15 protein-coding genes are annotated in these 17,478 nt (G+C 62.2%); 5 read left to right on the top strand and 10 right to left on the bottom strand.

The window, feature by feature from the left end:
- Positions 1–25 precede the first annotated feature (25 nt).
- From CLM74_RS06790 to CLM74_RS06770, 5 genes are all read left to right on the top strand, one after another.
- On the top strand, positions 26–919 hold the full coding sequence (locus tag CLM74_RS06790; RefSeq protein WP_099783311.1) for a LysR family transcriptional regulator ArgP: 894 nt from the start codon (positions 26–28) through the stop codon (positions 917–919).
- 111 nt (positions 920–1,030) lie between these two features.
- Positions 1,031–2,407 carry a TolC family protein gene (locus CLM74_RS06785; protein ID WP_181950189.1) on the top strand — a complete coding sequence of 459 codons (1,377 nt, stop codon included), beginning with the start codon at positions 1,031–1,033 and terminating at the stop codon, positions 2,405–2,407.
- On the top strand, positions 2,400–3,413 hold the full coding sequence (locus tag CLM74_RS06780; RefSeq protein ID WP_105163738.1) for an efflux RND transporter periplasmic adaptor subunit: 1,014 nt from the start codon (positions 2,400–2,402) through the stop codon (positions 3,411–3,413). The genes CLM74_RS06785 and CLM74_RS06780 overlap by 8 nt, the downstream gene beginning before the upstream one ends.
- Positions 3,398–4,585 (top strand): ABC transporter permease, encoded by a 1,188-nt coding sequence (locus CLM74_RS06775; protein ID WP_059063526.1) that lies wholly within the window; start codon positions 3,398–3,400, stop codon positions 4,583–4,585. Before CLM74_RS06780 ends, CLM74_RS06775 begins: the two co-directional genes overlap by 16 nt.
- Positions 4,582–5,709, top strand: coding sequence for an ABC transporter permease (locus CLM74_RS06770; RefSeq protein ID WP_105163737.1), 1,128 nt, complete (start codon positions 4,582–4,584; stop codon positions 5,707–5,709). The genes CLM74_RS06775 and CLM74_RS06770 overlap by 4 nt, the downstream gene beginning before the upstream one ends.
- 45 nt (positions 5,710–5,754) lie before the next feature.
- Here the strand turns inward: CLM74_RS06770 and CLM74_RS06765 are convergent, their stop codons facing one another.
- The 10 genes from CLM74_RS06765 to CLM74_RS21645 all read right to left on the bottom strand — a co-directional run bounded on the left by CLM74_RS06765 (position 5,755) and on the right by CLM74_RS21645 (position 17,411).
- Complete coding sequence (locus tag CLM74_RS06765) at positions 5,755–7,071, bottom strand: hypothetical protein (protein ID WP_193601116.1); 1,317 nt, start codon at positions 7,069–7,071, stop codon at positions 5,755–5,757.
- A 190-nt stretch (positions 7,072–7,261) separates the two neighbouring features.
- Complete coding sequence (locus CLM74_RS06760; RefSeq protein ID WP_025873797.1) at positions 7,262–7,630, bottom strand: glycine zipper 2TM domain-containing protein; 369 nt, start codon at positions 7,628–7,630, stop codon at positions 7,262–7,264.
- 154 nt (positions 7,631–7,784) lie between these two features.
- A complete protein-coding gene (locus CLM74_RS06755; RefSeq protein WP_105163736.1) occupies positions 7,785–10,007 on the bottom strand; it encodes a methyl-accepting chemotaxis protein in 2,223 nt (740 codons plus the stop codon).
- A 143-nt stretch (positions 10,008–10,150) separates the two neighbouring features.
- A complete protein-coding gene (locus CLM74_RS06750) occupies positions 10,151–11,023 on the bottom strand; it encodes a DUF2628 domain-containing protein (protein WP_234003442.1) in 873 nt (290 codons plus the stop codon).
- Positions 11,024–11,086: 63 nt separating this feature from the next.
- Positions 11,087–11,728 carry a hypothetical protein gene (locus tag CLM74_RS06745; protein WP_105163734.1) on the bottom strand — a complete coding sequence of 214 codons (642 nt, stop codon included), beginning with the start codon at positions 11,726–11,728 and terminating at the stop codon, positions 11,087–11,089.
- 24 nt (positions 11,729–11,752) lie between these two features.
- Positions 11,753–12,118 carry a ribonuclease toxin immunity protein CdiI gene (gene cdiI, locus CLM74_RS06740; RefSeq protein WP_105163733.1) on the bottom strand — a complete coding sequence of 122 codons (366 nt, stop codon included), beginning with the start codon at positions 12,116–12,118 and terminating at the stop codon, positions 11,753–11,755.
- Between the two features lie 1,166 nt (positions 12,119–13,284).
- Positions 13,285–13,938, bottom strand: a complete 654-nt coding sequence (locus CLM74_RS06735; RefSeq protein ID WP_105163732.1) for a hypothetical protein — start codon at positions 13,936–13,938, stop codon at positions 13,285–13,287.
- A gap of 203 nt (positions 13,939–14,141) precedes the next feature.
- Complete coding sequence (locus tag CLM74_RS21490) at positions 14,142–14,621, bottom strand: hypothetical protein (protein WP_158684119.1); 480 nt, start codon at positions 14,619–14,621, stop codon at positions 14,142–14,144.
- Between the two features lie 218 nt (positions 14,622–14,839).
- Positions 14,840–15,106 carry a hypothetical protein gene (locus CLM74_RS06730; RefSeq protein WP_105163731.1) on the bottom strand — a complete coding sequence of 89 codons (267 nt, stop codon included), beginning with the start codon at positions 15,104–15,106 and terminating at the stop codon, positions 14,840–14,842.
- Complete coding sequence (locus CLM74_RS21645; protein WP_234003441.1) at positions 15,087–17,411, bottom strand: VENN motif pre-toxin domain-containing protein; 2,325 nt, start codon at positions 17,409–17,411, stop codon at positions 15,087–15,089. Before CLM74_RS21645 ends, CLM74_RS06730 begins: the two co-directional genes overlap by 20 nt.
- Positions 17,412–17,478: the final 67 nt, after the last annotated feature.

Genomic DNA, 17,478 nt, shown 5'->3' with positions numbered 1-17,478 from the left:
TGCAGAAAAACTGAAGAGGCACCGCGTGGACCTGGTACATCCGCAGTTGAGCGCCTTCACCGCCGTGCTCGAAGAAGGCAGCTTCGAGGCCGCCGCACGCCGCCTGTCGATCAGCCCGTCGGCGTTGTCGCAACGGATCAAGGCGCTTGAGGACCGGCTGGGCCAAGTGCTGGTGGTGCGCCAGTCCCCGTGCCGGCCTACCGCTGCCGGCGAAGTGCTGCTGCGGCGGGTGCGGCCGATGCAGGCACTGCAGGCCGAAGCGCTTGCCGAACTGCTGCCGGAACGCGGCAGCGATGCCACCCGTACGCCGATTCCGCTGGCGGTCAACGACGATTCGCTGGACACCTGGTTCGTCGCCGCCATCGCCGAGCTGCACCAGCGCCACGGCTACCTGTTCGACCTGCGCATGGACGACCAGGACCACACCCTGGAACTGCTGCGCACTGGCAGCGTGCTTGGCGCGGTCACCGCCGAACGCAGGCCGCTGAAGGGTTGCAACGTGCATCCGCTGGGCGCGATGCGCTACCGCGCCATCGCCTCACCGGCATTTGCGCGCCGCCACTTCAGCGCGGGCATGCAGGCCGAAGCATTGGCCTCGGCGCCGATGATCGTATTCAACCGCAAGGATGAACTGCAATGGCGTTTCCTGCGCAGGCTCACCCGCGCGCGAATGCAACCGCCCGTACACTACCTGCCCTCCTCCACCGGCTTCGTCGATGCTGCCGCGCGTGGGCTGGGCTGGTGCCTGGCACCGGAGGCCCTGGTCACGCCAGCGGCAGAGGCCGGACAGATAGTGGTGCTGGAACCGCGTCGCTGGCTCGACGTACCCTTGTTCTGGCAGCATGCCGCCGTGCGTTCGAGCACGTTGCAACACATCACCCACGCGCTGCGTACCGCCGCGGGCAATACCCTACGTTGAAAAGAGCATGATCCAGACCACCGCAGACCCCGGCTTCACGCGCGGACCACTACCGTTTGCCCACTTCTTCACTACAGGAACGGCATGCGCCTGAGCTGCCCACGGACAAGGATGCATCGCGCGCTCGGCGCTGCCGGCCTGGCCTTGCTGGCCAGCCTGCCGCTGGCTGCAGCGGCACAGACCAGCGCGCCTCCTGCACTGGAATGGGAACAGGCGCGGCAGCGTCTGGAGCAGGTCTCCGACGCGCTGGCCGCTGCTGATGCCGGCGTGCGCAACAAGGAAGACCTGCACGAGGCCACCCGCCTGCTGCGCCTGCCGGAGATCACCGGCGAAGTGCGGCGGCTGCAGTTCCAGAAGACACTGACCCTGCCGCTGGGCTCGCTGGCGCCGGTGGCCGAAGCCTTTGGCATCGACTCACCGCTGTCGTTCACCGAGCGCGACTGGCGCACACGGCCGGTGGTCACTGCGGTGCTGCCGCTGTACACCGGCGGCCTGATCCCGGCCGCGCAGCGTGCTGCCGGCGCGGCCAGCGAACAGGCCAGCGCCGAGCGCGAAGCGCAGCGGCAGTCGCTGACCGTGCAACTGGCCCAGGCCTACTTCGGTCAGCGCTTGGCCGAACAGGCAGTGGTCGTGCGCCGCGACGTGCGCGATGGTTTGAACCGCCACCTGTCCGATGCGGAGAAGCTGGAACGCGAAGGCTTCGCCACGCGTGCGCAGCGCCTGCAGGCCACCGTCGCCCGCGACAAGGCCGAGCGCGAGTATCAGAAGACGCTCAATGATCTGGCCACGCTGAAGGCTGCGCTGGCCACGCTGTTGCGCAGTGGCGGCGATGTGCAGCCGCTGTCGCCGCTGTTCGTGCAGCGCGCGCCGCTGGAACCGGTCGCCAGCTTCGAGCGCACCGCGCAGGCACGGCAGCCGCAGATCGCCCGCCTGCGGGCGATCGTGGCGCAGGCCGAACAGGGCGTGCGCGTGCAGCAGGCCAAGCTGAAGCCAACGGTATTCCTGTTCGGCCAGTACGACTTCCGGCGCCGCGACGAAATGCTGACCGATCCGGACTGGGCGTTCGGCATCGGCCTGAAGTACACGTTCCTGTCGCCGAACTCACGGCCGGCACAGATCAGTGCGGCACGCGCGCAGCAGGAACAGGCCGAGGCCGGCCTGCGCGAGGCCGAGAACCAGGTCGCGCTGGGTGTGCGCAAGGCCTGGAACGAGCTGGAAACCGCACGCCAGCAGTTCGTGCTGCTGGACAGCAGCATCGCCCAGGCCGACGAGAACCTGCGCCTGCAGGAGCTGGCCTTCCGCGAAGGCCAGGCCACCTCGCTGGACGTGATCGACGCACGGCTCGGTCTTGGCGGTGCCCGCGTCGAACGTGCGCAGGCCGCCTACCAATACGATATCGCCTTGGCGCAGTTGCTTGAGGTGAGTGGACAGATGGACCGCTTCGAAGACCATCGGCGGCGTGCAGACGAGGTAATTGATCATGAGTGATGTGTTGCACGACGAAGCAACGACGCCCCCGGGCAAGCGCCGGCTGGGGCCGATTCTGCTGGTGGTGCTGCTGGTGGCGGTGGTGCTGGGCCTGTGGCTGGCCTGGCGCAGCCCCGCCGACCAGATCCAGGGCATGGCCGACGCCGACACCCTCAACGTGTCGGCCAAGATCACCGCGCGCGTGGCCGAACTGAAGGTCCGCGAGGGCGATCGCGTGCAGGCCGGGCAGGTGCTGTTCCTGCTCGACAGCCCCGAAGTAGCAGCCAAGGAACAGCAGGCACATGGCGCACTGGCTGCGGCGCAGGCGGTGGCCGACAAGGCTGCCGAAGGCGCACGCAGCGAAGACATCCGCGCAGCCGAAGCCAACTGGAAGCGCGCCGAGGCCGGTGCGACCCTTGCCGATGCCACCTACCGGCGCGTGCAGAACCTGTTCAACGAAGGGGTGATGACCCGGCAGAAGCGCGATGAAGCGGCGGCCCAGGCCACCAGCTCGCGCGAACTGGCCCGCGCCGCACGCGCCCAGTACGACATGGCGTTGATCGGCGCGCGCGAACAGGACAAGCGTGCCGCGCAGGGCCAGGTGCAGCAGGCCCAGGGCGCGGTGGCGGAGGTCAACGCCGCGCGCGTTGAAGTGGAAGGCCGCGCGCCGGTGGCCGGCGAGATCAACAAGCGCATGGCCGACCCGGGCGAACTGGTACCAGCCGGCTACCCGGTGTTCACCCTGGTCGACATCGACCGCATGTGGGTGTCGATGAACCTGCGCGAATCGCAGATGCAGGGCCTGAAGGTCGGCAGCAAGCTGCAGGGCAGCGTGCCGGCACTCGGCAAGGACGGTGAGTTCGAGGTCTACTTCATCAATCCCGCAGGCGACTACGCCACCTGGCGCACGACCCGCCAGTCATCGGGCTATGACGTGCGCAGCTTCGAAGTGCGGGTGCGCCCGGTACGCCGCATCGAGGGCTTCCGCCCCGGCATGAGCGTGCTGTTCGCATGGCCGCAGCACTGAACACCAGCCGCAGCAGCTTCGGCAGCTCATGGCAGCGCGAACTGCGCCGGTTGCGCAGCAGCCGTGCGGACCTGGCGCTGGTCACCGTGCTGCCACTGTTGATGCTGGTGGTGATGGCCTGGATGTTCTCCGCATCGGTGATGCGCGATGTGCCGATTGCCGTGGTCGACCTTGACCACAGCAGCGACAGCCGCCTGCTGCTGCGCATGCTCGACGCCAGCCCCGGCGTGCGCATCGCAAGCCAACCGGTCGATATGGATGAGGCGCGCGCGCAGCTGCGTCGGCTGGAGGTGTTCGCGGTGGTGCTGGTGCCGCGCGATGTGACCCGCCAGGCGCTTCGCGGCCGGCAGGGCACGGTGTTTTCCTATTACAACGCCACCTACATGACCACCGGCCAGTCCGCCGCGCGGGATATCGGCGACGCGGTCTCTGCGTGGAACGCGCGGTTGCTGCGCGAACGCATCGGCCTGCAGGTCGGGCCGGGCAAGCTGCGTGCCGCCCCCATCGCGGTGCAGTCGGACATCCTGTTCAATCCGGCGCGCAGCTACGAGCTGTTCCTGCTGCCACTGATCTTCCCGGCGGTACTGTCGCTGGTACTGGCGCTGGCCGTGGCCGGCAGCCTCGGCCGTGAGATCCGCGACGGTACCCTGCCCGCCTGGCTGGGCCATGCACCATGGTCGGCCATTGCCGGCAAGGTGCTGCCCTACGTGCTGCTGTTCTCGTTGTACGGCGCGCTGGGCGCGGCCTACCTGGCCTGGCTGCGTGGCGACGGCATCGCTGGCAGCGTGCTTCTGCTGCTGCTCGCACAGCCGCTGTTCTACCTGGCCACCGCGGCCTATGCCCTGTTCTTCGTTGGCGTTACCCGCGACATGGGCACCGCCCTGTCCGCGGTGGGCTTGAGCATCGGCACCGCGCTGGCGTTCTCCAGCGCCACGTTCCCGGTGATCGACGCACCGTTGTTCACCCGCGTCTGGCACCTGCTGCTGCCGCTCAGCGCCTACATCAAGCTGCAGACCCAGCAGCAGTTCATCGGCTCGCCGTTGGCGGTATCGCTATGGCCGCTGGCCACGCTGCTGCTGATGATCGCGGTTGCTGGCGGCATCGGCGGCTGGCGCCTGCTGGCGTTCGCGCGCACGCCGCAGGCCGCGCAACCGGCCGGGGCAGGCGCATGAGCCGGATCTGGCACAGCCTGCGACAGACCCTGTTGGCCGTGCTCTGCGATCGCTACGCGATCGTGGTGATGGTCGGCGCGGTGATTCTGTACTCGTTCTTCTACCCCGCCGCCTATCGCCATCAGGTGGCCGGCAACCTGCCCGTGCTGGTGGTCGATGAAGACCACAGCGCGACCAGCCGCGAGCTGCTGCGCAAGCTCGATTCGCTGCGCGTGGCCCATGTGGTCGGGCAACCGGCCGACCTGCAGGAAGCGCGCGCACAGCTGGAGGCCGGCCATGCCGAAGGTATCGTGCTGATCCCGGCCAACCTGGAACGCGACATCCTGCGCGGGCATCCGGCCAAACTGGTGCTGCTCGGCAACGGCGCCTATCTTGGCCGAGCCAGCTGGGTACTGGGCAGCGTGGCCGATGCGCTGGGAGCGTTCGGCCGTGAAGCGGCTGTCACCCAGGCCGCGTTCATGGGCGCGCCACAGGCACCACCGGTCACCCTCGTGCAACGACCCTTGTTCAACACGCAGGAAGGCTATGGCAGCGCGATCGTCCCCGGCGTGGCCGAACTGATCGTGCACCAGACGCTGCTGATGGGCATCGGCGTGCTGCTCGGTGGCCGCCGGCTGGTGCTGGGCCGGCGCCTGCAGTTCGACCTGCCTACCCTGACCGGCATGGCCCTCGGTTTCGGCCTGATCGGGCTGTTCGGGCTGTTCTGGTACGCCGGCTTCACCGCCTGGGTGCAGGACTATCCGCGTGGCGGCAACCCGCTCGGCCAGCTGCTCGGCGGCACCCTGTTCATCGCTGTCACGGTGGCGTTCGGCCTGTTCGTCGGCAGCTTCTTCCGCACGCGCGAACGCGCCTTCCAGTACATCATCGCTACCTCGATCCCGCTGTTCTTCCTGGCCAGCCTGTCGTGGCCGGCGGTGATGACCCCGCGCCCGCTGGTGTGGCTGGCGCAACTGCTGCCGACCACCTCCGGCATCAACCTGATGGTGCGCCTTAACCAGATGGACGCCAGCCTGGCCGAGGTCAGCCACGAACTGATCACCCTGGCCGTGCTGCTGGCGCTGTACGGCGGCCTCGCCCTCTGGCGTCTGCACAGCCCAAACGGGACGAAGGGGATTAAGTCGTAGCTGGCACGGAGAGGGAGAAATCGACTTAATGCCCTCCGTCCCCTTTTACGGGTCTGGCGCGTACCAGAACGGGATGCTGTATTCGCGACGACGGCTGGGGCCGCGTTCGCCGCCGTCCACGTTCCAGACCAGTCGCAGGTCATGCCGGCCCGGCTTCAGGTCCGCCATCGGGAGATAGCCCACCAGCCCGCGCATGTCCAGGTCGCGGCGTTCCATCGGCACGAAATCGTGCAGGTCGACCTTGCCGCCGTCGAGCTGCACCGTCCACAGCGTGGCCATGCAGTTCACCGCTGCTGTCGCGGCCAGTGCGCCCTGCGCTTCGTTGCGTGCACCACCGGCGCAGCGCTGTCGCGCCACCGGGTTGTCACGCTGCGGGCGATGGGGAATGAACAGGCGCAACCGCGATGCACTGATGGTATCGGCCGGAATCATCGGATAAGGCAGCAACTGGTCGTGCGCCGAGCGCAGCGATTCGTAGTGCGCGCCCAGCATGCCGTGGTTCACTGCCTCCTCGGTCAGCACGCTGTAGCGGTTGAACAGCGAGAACGTCATCGAGCCATAGACCTGCAGGGCGGCGAGCACCATCGCCAGCATCACCGCCGAAATATAGATCACCGTGAACGAGCGGCCGCGCAGGTTGCTCTGCAGGGTCCACTGCATGGTCTGCAGCAGGCGCAGCATGGGTACCCGCTGCAGGCCAGCCAGCACCGACTGCAGTCGCTTCTCCTGCCGTGCCGTGTCCAGGCCCCGCGCGCGACGCCGCGCGATCGACTTTTCCAGCAGCATCGGCACCATCGCCAGACCGAGCAGACAGAGCATCAACACCGCAACGATTCCCAGCGTGATGCGATCGACATCGCCGAAGGCGGCGCCGATGGCCATCGCCACGCCAAGCGAGACAATGGCTACCACCAGCGTGCCAGCCAGGGTCTGCACGCACAACAGCGTGGTCGAGAACAGCATGGTGGCAAGCCGGTCCGCGCGTTCAATGGTGCCGTCGAGGCCGCCGTCGCGCTGCTGCAGGAACGCGCGTGAGAACGGCCCCAGCATCGTCAACCGATCCCAGTCGATACCGTTGGGGAAGTGCGATTTCAGGCCGATCAGGCCGATCCAGTAGCCGCGCACGGCCAAGTGGATGATCAAGGCCACCGCCAGCACGTAGCACATGCCGACGCCGATGCTGAAGGCGAACCACAGCGCCTGGAAATAGACACCTTCGGTATGCAGGCTGCTGCGCGCCCACGCATCGAACAGGTAGCCCGGCACGGCGAGCAGTGCGAAGGCGAGCAGGCCGGAAATGAACAGCTCCAGCTCGTCGGTGCGGTCACGCACGCGGGAGTAGCTGGCTGTCGTGCGAGGCATTGCATCAGCAACATCGGACGGTTCCCGACGGTCTACAGCGCTCGACTTGTTCACTGGCGATTCATCCCTGGAGGTCGGCGCAGTATAGGCATGCGCCCTGCCCCACGGAACGGGTCCGGAAACGAAGAACGCCGGCACAGGGCCGGCGTTCGCGGTACAGCAGTGTGGAAGGGGTTATCGCATGGAGGGATCAGCGATAGACGCGCTCACAACGGCGCTCGACCACACGGTCACCGGTCTTCTGCTGATGGTTGCCCTGGATCTGCCGCCCAGCTGCACCGCCTGCCACGGCACCGGCGACAGTCGCCAGCTTCTTGCCATTGCCGCCGCCTACCTGGTTGCCCAGCAGGCCACCGACCACGGCGCCCGTAGCGGTACCGGTGATGCGGTTGGGATCGCGGGTATTGCGCTGCACTTCCACGTTCTTGCAGACCACGCGGCTGCCATCGTTGAACTTGCGCCCTTCATCACGCGGGCCGTAATTCTGTGCGCCAGCAACGGACGAGGCCGCCAGCAGGGTGCCCAGCACCATCAATCGGGTCGAGGTCTTCATGGCCATCTCCTGTGCTCCGGTATGGCGCAAGTGTCTGCCTGCACGTGGCAACTGAAGGTGAAATCCACGTCTCCAGGCGCTCAACGGCCATCATCGGTTCAGGAAACAAAAATGCGCCCATCGCGACCAGCATCGCGATGGGCGCCGTCTCCCACCCGGCTTAGAACTCTTCCCACCCACCCGTGTTGGCAGCGAGCGACGGGGCATTCCGCAGCGGCACCCCGGTCACGCGACGCACCGGCGGCACGCTTGCAGCGACCGCTGCCAACATCGGACGGACCGCTGCCGCCGCCACCGAAGCGCCGGTGCGGAACACCGACACCGCTTCGGCCAGCAGGTTTGCCTGTTCTTCCATCGACCGCGCAGCAGCGCTGGCCTCTTCCACCAGCGCGGCGTTCTGCTGGGTGGTCTCGTCCATCTGCATCACGGTCTGGTTGACCTGCTCGATGCCCGAGCTCTGCTCCTGCGAGGCTGCAGAGATCTCCGCCATGATGTCGGTCACCCGCTGCACCGAGGCGACAATCTCGCCCATCGTCGTGCCGGCCTGACGCACCAGCGCCGAGCCGTCGGACACCTTGCCCACCGACTCCTCGATCAGGCCCTTGATCTCCTTGGCCGCACCCGCCGAGCGCTGTGCCAATGTGCGCACCTCGCTGGCCACCACCGCAAAGCCCCTGCCCTGCTCACCCGCACGTGCCGCTTCCACGGCGGCGTTGAGCGCCAGGATGTTGGTCTGGAAAGCGATGCCATCGATCACGCTGATGATCTCGGCGATCTTCTTCGACGACGCTTCGATGGCGCTCATGGTGGTCACCACCTGGCCGACCACCTCGCCGCCCTGTGAGGCCACCCCATGTGCACCGATCGCCAGCTGGTTGGCCTGGCGCGCATGTTCGGCGTTCTGCTTCACCGTGGAGGTCAGCTCCTCCATCGACGCTGCCGTTTCTTCCAGGTTGGCCGCCTGCTGCTCGGTACGCCGCGACAGATCGGTATTGCCCGAGGCGATTTCCCCCGCTGCCAGGTTGATGCTGGATGCACTGGCCTGGATGCGGCCGACGATCTGGGTCAGCTGCTCGACGGTCGCGTTGCAGTCGTCGCGCATGCGGGCGAACACGCCGTGGAAGTCGCCCTGCATGCGTACGGTCAGATCGCCGCGCGAGATCGCCTGTAGCAGGCTCGACACCTGCACCAGGTTCTCGTCCGTGGTCTGCATCAACCGGTTCAGCCCGGTCACCATGTCGCCGAAATCATGCTCGAAGCGTGTTTCGTCGCCACGCAGGCTGAAGTCGCCCGCGGCCGCGGCCGTGGCCAGCCTGCGGATCTCGCCGTTGATGGCCGACAGACTCGATTTGGTCTCGTCCATGGCCTGGGTGATCGCCGCCTTCTCGCCCGGCAGGCGATCCATGTCCACCGACAGGTCGCCGCGTGCGTAGTGCTTCATCACCTCGATCAAGCGGTTCTGCACCTGCACGTGCGAGCCCACCAGCGCGTTGGTGTCATGCACCATGCGCCCGTAGTCGCCGGGGAAGGCGCTCTCGTCCATGCGATAACCCAGGCTGCCATCATCGTGCTGCCGCGCCATCTCGCCCTGCGCGGCCATCACCGCCTGCAGCTGCCCCTGCATGCGTTGCATGGACTTCAGCAACTGGGTCACCTCGTCATTGCCCGAAGCATCGATGACGTTGTCCAGGCGGCCGTTGGCGATGCCATCGGCCAGCTTCACCGCGCCCGCCAAGGGGCGGGTCAGGCTGCGGGTGATCGCCCACGCGGCCAGTGCGCCGAGAATCAGGCTGAGCACACCAAAAGCGATGGACAGGGTTCCCGTCCACGCTTCCGTGGCGCGGTATTCCTCACGGCTGCGTTCGGTCAGGGTTTCCTGGTGCCGCAGCAGGCTGGAAATCGCTCCATTCCAGGCCGTGGCCAGACCGTGCTCGGCCAGCAGCTCGGTGGCTGCACCGTCGTAGTCGCCGGCCTTCATCCGCTCGTGCAATTGTTGAGTGGAGATGTCGGTGGCCTTGCGTGCCGCCGCGATCTGCGCCACCAGCGTATCTCCGGTGGCATCGCGGGGAATCTTGACGTACTTGTCCCAGATACCGTCGTAGGTGCGGCTCAGTTCCTGCGCCCGCTGGTAATCCTTGTCGAACTCCTCGCCGCGCTTGATCACCATCAGGCGACGATGCATCAGCACCGCATTGTTGGTATCGAGCATGTCGTTCAACAACCGCATCTTGACCATGTTCACGCCCACCACTTTCTCGAACTGGGCGGACTTCAGATGGTTTCCGTACAACACCAGGCCGACAATGGCCAGGATGAACAGCAATAGCAGACCGAAGCCGGCGGAAAGCCGGGATCCCACACGGAGGTTGCGTAAGGCGAGCATCTCAATTCCCTTGATCGTGGCCCTATATCGGTGGCGGCACGACCCGGGGAAACTTTAAGCACATTTATTGAAACAACGCCGCATTAACATAAATGCGTTCAAGCAGAATCTCACCGTGAGGAACTCAGGCCCGTGGCGGGGAATCAGCCACGCAAGCCGATGACGGTACGCCGGGTGAAGAACCGCATCTTCCCCTCGATCGTAAAGTCCGTGCGCCTGATTTTGCCCAACATCATCTCACACTGTGCTTCGTCCAGCGTGCAAGGCTCCAGAACATTGGCATCCAGCACGGTACCCGGTGGCGTCAGACGTAGCTCGACAATGCAGACATTGTTGTCCGTTGGGACACCCGCCGGCCACGCCGTCATCGCGATCGCACCCAGCTCCTCCTGGTACACCTCCCTCTCCGCATATTCGAGATCCGGGTCCGGCCGGTTCGCCGGCAGGTGCAGTGAAGACTGCCTGGGCGCTGCCTTCGGCATCGAACGAACTGCCAGATTGATCAGGGTGTTCTGTGAGGCCGTTACCGCCAAGGCGATCACCAGAGCGGTGTAGCTGACACCACCGGCCTTCTGCAGTTCGGCACGCCGCCGATGCGCGCCTCCATGCCCGGCAAGCACCTTGCGGGCAATCCTCCGGCAATGAGACAGGTACAGGGAATTCGCCAGAATTCCGGCAAGCACGCGGCAGACCACGAAGACGACTACCGCGAACCATGGCAGACCCATCTGAGTGAACGTGGTCATCGCCAAAGGCGGAACGATGAACCAGATCGTGCCCCATACAGGCATGCGTCGGAAGAAGAACCACAATGATGAAAACAGGAACGCCGGCCAATGCCACCGTCTCGGCGCCCTGCCGGCTGCGTCGTCCAGCCTCCAGAAATGGCAATAGGTGGAGAACCGGTCCCCAACCACAATCGCCAGCGCACTCTTTTCACTTGACTCGTCAGCGGCCGAGTCTGCGTCTCGCTCCGCGCCACCCTCTGCACTACCGAAAGTGGGCTCGATCTTCATTCGCACTGATTCTTCATCCAAAAACAAGACACCATTGATAATCGTTCGAAAGGCTGAGGAAGGTCAGCGACCTTCCGGCACTTCGGTTTTCGGCGCGTAGACGACACTGAGGTAGTACTGCTGACCGCGGGCCTCGGAGACAATCGTCTCAGTGAGGGTTATCGTCGTATCACCACGCACCCATTCGGTCAGCAGCACCGCAGGTTTATCGCGCGGACGCGCAGACGTCTCGCTTACCCTTTCAGGCCGGCCATACCGTTCTGCCAGCACCTTCTTCACCCGGTTGCACCTGAATTCCGCACCTTTACCTGCCTTGATCTGCTCGTTGGTTACCGTCGCGGCGCGATCGAGATAGACAGCGCTCAGCGGCCCCTCGATTCCGCGAAGACCGAAGAACGCCACGAAGGAGATGCCGTCGATGGTGTAATCCTCGATGTAAGAGCCGCAGGCTCTGGCGTATCGTTTCAATTCCGGCTCTTCTTGCTGTTCCTCAGGGCAGGCTCGCGTACCCAATCGCTCGCCCAGTGCTTCTTTCAGCTGGGCCTGGGTTGCGCCCCAGGCGACGCCCTCGGAGCCGGATTCGGCAGCCAGCGCGGGATGTGAAGTGAGTGCCAGACTCGCTGTGGCGATAGTTGCCCCCAGGGTGAAGCTGCTGCGGAAGGCGCGGCGAGCAATGCCGCGATGGTTTAGCGCGTTACTGGACACTTGAATAATCCATTAGCAAACAATTCACACATGCTCTTTGAGAAGCATCATTGAACGCACCTGATCAGCAGATTCAGGATTCTCTTTCACATACCTGGAGCATGCCATAGACAAATAGATGGAGAAATCTTCATCACTGACAATCACCACGTTGGGGTCGCACAGAATTCCATATGCAAATTGCACGCCACAGTAGTGATCGTCCGCGTCAAATCCGTTCAAATCAGGAAAACTGCAGTCAACATCGTCGGTCCCAAAGCCCCAACGTTTCGTCAGACACTCCAGCATCTGCACAAACAGACCAGCCCCATAGATCCAATCAAAATATGCAAATACGACCCAATCAGGATCATCCCGATCCGCCCACGACCCGAATAATTGATCACTCACCGCAACTCACCAAGAATGGAAACCCTTAACTCCAGAAGATTCATCAAGATGCCCCATCCAACATAACAATTGCACGAGTCAGGTCCAAATATCCCCTTCAGGCGAGGTCCAAACCAATCTGAAAGGAGCATCTGAAAGAAGCCAGAATCCATACAGCATAGCCTTTGATGATCCCGGCCTCCCTACTGATACCAAGCACAACGCGACGCTTTCCAAAGAAGGTCAAGCGGGCGTCCACCACCTCAACTTCCATGTAGAAATCAATCTTTCCAGCCAATTGCGCCTAATCCTCTCGTCCAAGGCCGTCATAGCCCTTCGATGCACGCGTTTGAGCGCGGGCGAAAAATCCCGGAGCACTGACTATTGATAGAAATCACCACATCTTCAGCGGCAATCATTTGCCGGTCCAGCACCTTGCTTGCATCTGGCAAAGCTTCCGGCGCGCAATGCACGGTTTCAGCTTCACACCCCTTGCGTCAACAGGGCCACAGCGTTTGCCGGCTAAGAATCCATCCTATCGCCCCATTTCCCGGTGCTGCCGCTGGTGCAGCCATCGGCGTTGCACGAAGGCCAGCTGCACACGCCCACCCCACTGGCAGTTCCTGGACATGCTCTCGGCGACGTCCTGCAGAAACTAAAATGTTCCCTTGGAGCACACCCAATCCTAGCCCAACCTATCGCTGCGGGTCCCAAGATGACCTGAAGCCAGCAAACCCGCCGAAGAGATCCCCTTGAGTATAAAACTCTCGAAACAAACTTAACGCAACATCGACATCACGACTCACCTTTCGAGCGTCCCACAGATCGTCATCAAACTTTACAAGCCCCCTTTGCCCCCCCATTTCCTGATTCCCACCATTCCAGAATTTCGAACTTCCTATCCTCTGAAGAGGTGAATACAAACAGCCGGTAGCAACCAGGATTTGCGTCCATGCTTATCTTCCGAATGTAGCCACCAGGAGGCACCAAGAGGCGCAATCTCACACAACCACCTCTGGCAAACACGGACTTGACTCCGGACTCTACCCTGCTCCAGACAGGCCCCTCGGTCAACTCCGCATGAGGCCTGTTGCGACCAACAAGAACCTCGACTTCGAAGGCACTGCCATGTACAAGGCCGACTTCCATATCACTCTCCATACCCGCCTTCGCCCTCGCTGCTGAGTTCAGAAATCATTATCAAGCATTGAGACATCCCCTCCGGCGATTTCAAACCGACGAACAGCCTCTTCACCCTCCGCGTCATACTCAAACTCAAATGGAACGGGCGGGCGTTCTTTCCTTCGCAAATTAACGCTTCGGAAAGAATAATAGAGATCCAGAACGGATAGAATCTGAGCCTTGGTCAAAAGCGCTGAGTTGCCCCTGCTCCACCGAGAGATGACCAAGAATAGGTCTCCGAAGCGTAGTACGGCATGCCCTTCTCCATAGTGAACGCAACCACCCTCTTCGGCATTGGGGGCTGTGGATTCGAATACCTTCCGCACGCGTTGTTCACTACCCACCCCAAGAAACCCAAAATCTCCATCCAACCAAGCTGCGATCTCTCCGACACCGCACCCTTGCCCATATGTAACCGGCTCTGCATCGCCAATCTTTTCATCATTTGAGATGACATATTCCTCACCATCCCAGTACGGAAACAAAATTGCGCTCATCGCCATACTATTTAACCCCGTAAACTGGATATGCAGTGGCTGCGCCGCCACCACGCTCTGGTAGCTGCCCTCGGCATTGCCGGCACTGACGTAACCGTCGGCATTCCAGGCATTGCCGAAGGCCACCTGCACGCTGCCGCCCACTTGGCTGTTCTTGGACATGCTCTCGGCTATGTCCTGCAGCGATTCGATGGTCAGCGTGTCGCCCGTCTTGACGTTGATGCGGTCAGCCGCCGCGGCCGCGCCACGCAGGGTGTGTCACCCTCCGCCTTCAACAGCTTAGAGGAGCCACTCCGAGTCAGCCTCATTTTTCCCGGCGGCTCCCAATCCTCAATCCAGGCGCGCAGAAGGGGCCAGCCCGCCGCTCAAGAATGAAGCCCATAGGCGTCCATTTCTTTCAAGCTGATAAACTTCAAACTCTCTCCACTCAGCGACGATCCATCCAAGAATTCGCCATATCCGCAAGTGTCACATTGGAATGCAGGCAAAGACCTGGACACTCCAATGTACGCTCGCATATATGTCTCGCCACAGCGGCAGCAGACCCGATCAAACTCAACTGCAATCAACTCCTCCATCAAGTCGCGAACAAATTGAGCAATCACTTCATCACTCGCATTTGCCAGACGGGACGCTCGCGAAGATATACGATCAACATCCGCCTCACTGATGTCTGCAAGAGGATATTCGCTTGCACGCCCCGTCATATCCGCGATCGAATTAAACCCATAACTCAGGAACGGCTCTCTGCGGACCTCGTTTCCGCACTTTGCCATCCATTGCAGCAGCGCCTCAATAACACCCCTGCCACCGTCATCAGGAGCTACCGCAGCAAGCAGCAGCACCAAACTACTCCGCAAATCATCTGGCAATCGGGCCATCACCACCTGCCTCTCACAGGATATCCCGCATTCAGATCTCCAGCCTTGTAACTAAATAATTTTGCTGCACTTCTTTAGTGCGACTGGCAATAAACCCAATATCCGCCTCAGCACCCACCTCATTGCGCAGAACTACATCAACTCAACCCAGATAGCCACCTCGCCAAAATCACCGCTACAAATTAGATATCGTAACCGGCAATTCTCATATGCTCAATGACAGCACGATCAAATTCCTCGTCGCCAATCCCTCTAACTGACCTGACACTCCTCCAATTCCAAACTAACGGGAGAATCTTGCCATCCAACAAATCATACTCAACCAATAATAAATTGGCCAAATCATACTTATCCAGATCAGGGCGACGAACAAGGACGGCGTTTAGTACGCGACTCGGCGCATCACCAGAGAGGATGCCAGTAAATAGTTTATTTTCCAAATGCGACATAAGCAACCGATCCTACCTCTTCAATTTTTTCAACATTTTTATAACCATACTTCTGCGCAATTCGGCCTGTCCACGCATTCATAGTCGCACCCTCCTTCGACATGCCATTTGCAACATTCCTCAAATATTCATCAGCATTAACACTATCAGTACCGCCCACCCATGCGCCTCGGACCTTGTTTACCTCCACCCCCTCTTTAGCCAGACGACGCATGGCGCTAGCAAACATATCAGTCCCTGAAGCTTGATACAAAGGATGATCGACCGCAGAACGGATGTCGAAACCGAGTACACCCGAGCGATCCACATTAACGATCAGGCCCGCAACACCATCAGGGTCACCATACCTGAGCGTAGTTCCCCTACCGGATTTATTGACCAAGAACTCGTTAGTAACATCAATTCTAGGAACCGGAACTTGCCTGCCAGGGGGTTCAACAGCGTGAGATTCAGTCGGTGCAGGAGTACTGGGACGCGGTCCAGCCTTCGGGATCGAGACTGCCGACGCAGCGCCAACTTGAGATAAGGCATACAGCAGCTCTGCCACATCTGGCGAAATTCCAGCCGCTTGGAATGCCTGACCGCCCCAAGTCGCGGTGGGCTTGCCGGTAAACAACGTATTGGTCCCGGCTACCGCATTGTCATAGCCGCTTGCAATCAGAAAACCGGCGCCCACACAACCAATTATCGAGGCGCACGATGGTGATACCGCAATGCCACCAGCCGCTTGCGCCGCTCCGCCAACCGCCTGCAGGCCACCGAACGCACGTACTCCAGCCTGATTTCTCGAGCCCCAGTCGAACAAGTAATCCGTAAAGGCATAGTCGAACAATTGTTCCTGGGTTGCTACTCCATTGCCCGCCGTATACAGACAGCCTGGCTGTACCTGCACCTTCAGCCACTGGCGATCGTCCAGCGCCTCCGGGGTCGAACCCAACGCTTCGATGGCTGCCCACTCGGCCCTCTCAACACTGCCTTCCGCGAACCCAGCTGAACATTTGACGAGAGCACACGCTGCTGCTGTGAGCTCAGCTTCACGAACGACGTCGCCGTTGCTCAACTCCTTGATGCGGGCCAGCTCTATTACGTTTAGAAGTCGATTATTTTCCACGGCATTTTTGCTGATCCCCATGTTGAGAGCGATCTGTGCAAGATCGCCCCCCGCCGCGCCACCCGCCAGCGCTCCAACCGCCTGAGATAGCGCCGAAATCGTTTCCTTGTCCGCGTAAGGGAACGCCTGCATCAGCACACCTGCAGCGATCTCTCCACCGGCTCCGGCCACCGCCCCCACTGACGCCGAGCCGCCGTTGAGCTCTGCCAGAACTGCACCAAGCAACGCATGTGACAGTGCCTGGGCTACGGCATTGGGATCGCTACCGTGGCTGGCGTCGAATTTTTCTCCGATCAACTGCGCAGCGTATGGGGCAAGTGCATTGCCTACGATTTGGCTGGCGCCTTGGCCGGACGCGCCGCCTATAAGAGCCGTAGTGACGGCGCCCAAGGCCCGGCTGTAGTCCCCGCCGATCCCCCACTGGAGCTGGGATCTATAGAAGTTGCGGTAGTCTGCACTATGGCTGAGAACGTAATTCTGCTCTCCCTTCGCATCAAGTGCTTGGAAGTCGGCGAGATCCTGTCCCTCAAGTGATTCCACAAAGCCGTCATAGGCGTTCGCAGCATCGGCCTGAGCGCGGGAGGCAAGGTCCCCAGAAATCTGTCTGCTGGTTGAAAGCACCGTCCCCGCAGCAGCCGCCATCGCCTGCTGATCGGCGAGTAACTTGCTGGCATCCGGCATCGCCTCCAGCGCACGATGCGCTGCACTGGCATCGGTATTGATACCCAGCTCCGCCGCCGTGGTCTGCTTGCCACCGATGGTGATGTTGCCTTCGGTCAGCGTCGCAAGCGTTGAACTGCTGTCGCTGCCGTTCTCCGTCATCGACATGCCTGGGCCACCGCGGGGGACGGTAGTGCCTGCCTTCGGGTCCCAACCCTTCATCTGCCCGCCTGCGCCACCGCTGATGCTGCCGGAGCTGGCCGAGTAGTCCATCTGGTTCTGCAGGTCGCTGAAGGTCAGCGTCTGTGCGGTCAGTTCACTGTTGGCCGCGTTGGTACTGGAAATCGCGCCGCCAATCAGGTTCACGTGTCCAGCATCCACGTGATAGCCACCGTTGCCGGCAAACAAGCCACTCTGCTGGCCCACGCCCTGGTAGCTGCCCTCGGCCTTGCCTGCGCTGGCATAGCCATCGGCATTCCACGCATTACCGAAGGCCACCTGCACGCGCCCACCCACCTGGCTGTTCCTGGACATGCTCTCGGCAATGTCCTGCAGCGATTCGATCGTCAGCGTGCCGCCGGTAGCTGCCCTCGGCCTTGCC

It is taken from the genome of Stenotrophomonas sp. MYb57 (assembly GCF_002966815.1).
Taxonomy (GTDB): Bacteria; Pseudomonadota; Gammaproteobacteria; order Xanthomonadales; family Xanthomonadaceae; genus Stenotrophomonas; species Stenotrophomonas indicatrix.
The sequence above is the reverse complement of the archived record's forward strand: the minus strand, read 5'-3'. Positions and strand labels throughout refer to the sequence as shown.

Coding starts and splice junctions, on each gene's coding strand:
- CLM74_RS06785 (WP_181950189.1), top strand. CDS start 1,031: ATGCATCGCGCGCTCGGCGCTGCCGGCCTGGCCTTGCTGGCCAGCCTG.
- CLM74_RS06780 (WP_105163738.1), top strand. CDS start 2,400: ATGAGTGATGTGTTGCACGACGAAGCAACGACGCCCCCGGGCAAGCGC.
- CLM74_RS06775 (WP_059063526.1), top strand. CDS start 3,398: ATGGCCGCAGCACTGAACACCAGCCGCAGCAGCTTCGGCAGCTCATGG.
- CLM74_RS06770 (WP_105163737.1), top strand. CDS start 4,582: ATGAGCCGGATCTGGCACAGCCTGCGACAGACCCTGTTGGCCGTGCTC.
- CLM74_RS06765 (WP_193601116.1), bottom strand. CDS start 7,071: ATGCCTCGCACGACAGCCAGCTACTCCCGCGTGCGTGACCGCACCGAC.
- CLM74_RS06760 (WP_025873797.1), bottom strand. CDS start 7,630: ATGGCCATGAAGACCTCGACCCGATTGATGGTGCTGGGCACCCTGCTG.
- CLM74_RS06755 (WP_105163736.1), bottom strand. CDS start 10,007: ATGCTCGCCTTACGCAACCTCCGTGTGGGATCCCGGCTTTCCGCCGGC.
- CLM74_RS06750 (WP_234003442.1), bottom strand. CDS start 11,023: ATGAAGATCGAGCCCACTTTCGGTAGTGCAGAGGGTGGCGCGGAGCGA.
- CLM74_RS06735 (WP_105163732.1), bottom strand. CDS start 13,938: ATGTCCAAGAACAGCCAAGTGGGCGGCAGCGTGCAGGTGGCCTTCGGC.
- CLM74_RS06730 (WP_105163731.1), bottom strand. CDS start 15,106: ATGTCGCATTTGGAAAATAAACTATTTACTGGCATCCTCTCTGGTGAT.
- CLM74_RS21645 (WP_234003441.1), bottom strand. CDS start 17,411: ATGTCCAGGAACAGCCAGGTGGGTGGGCGCGTGCAGGTGGCCTTCGGT.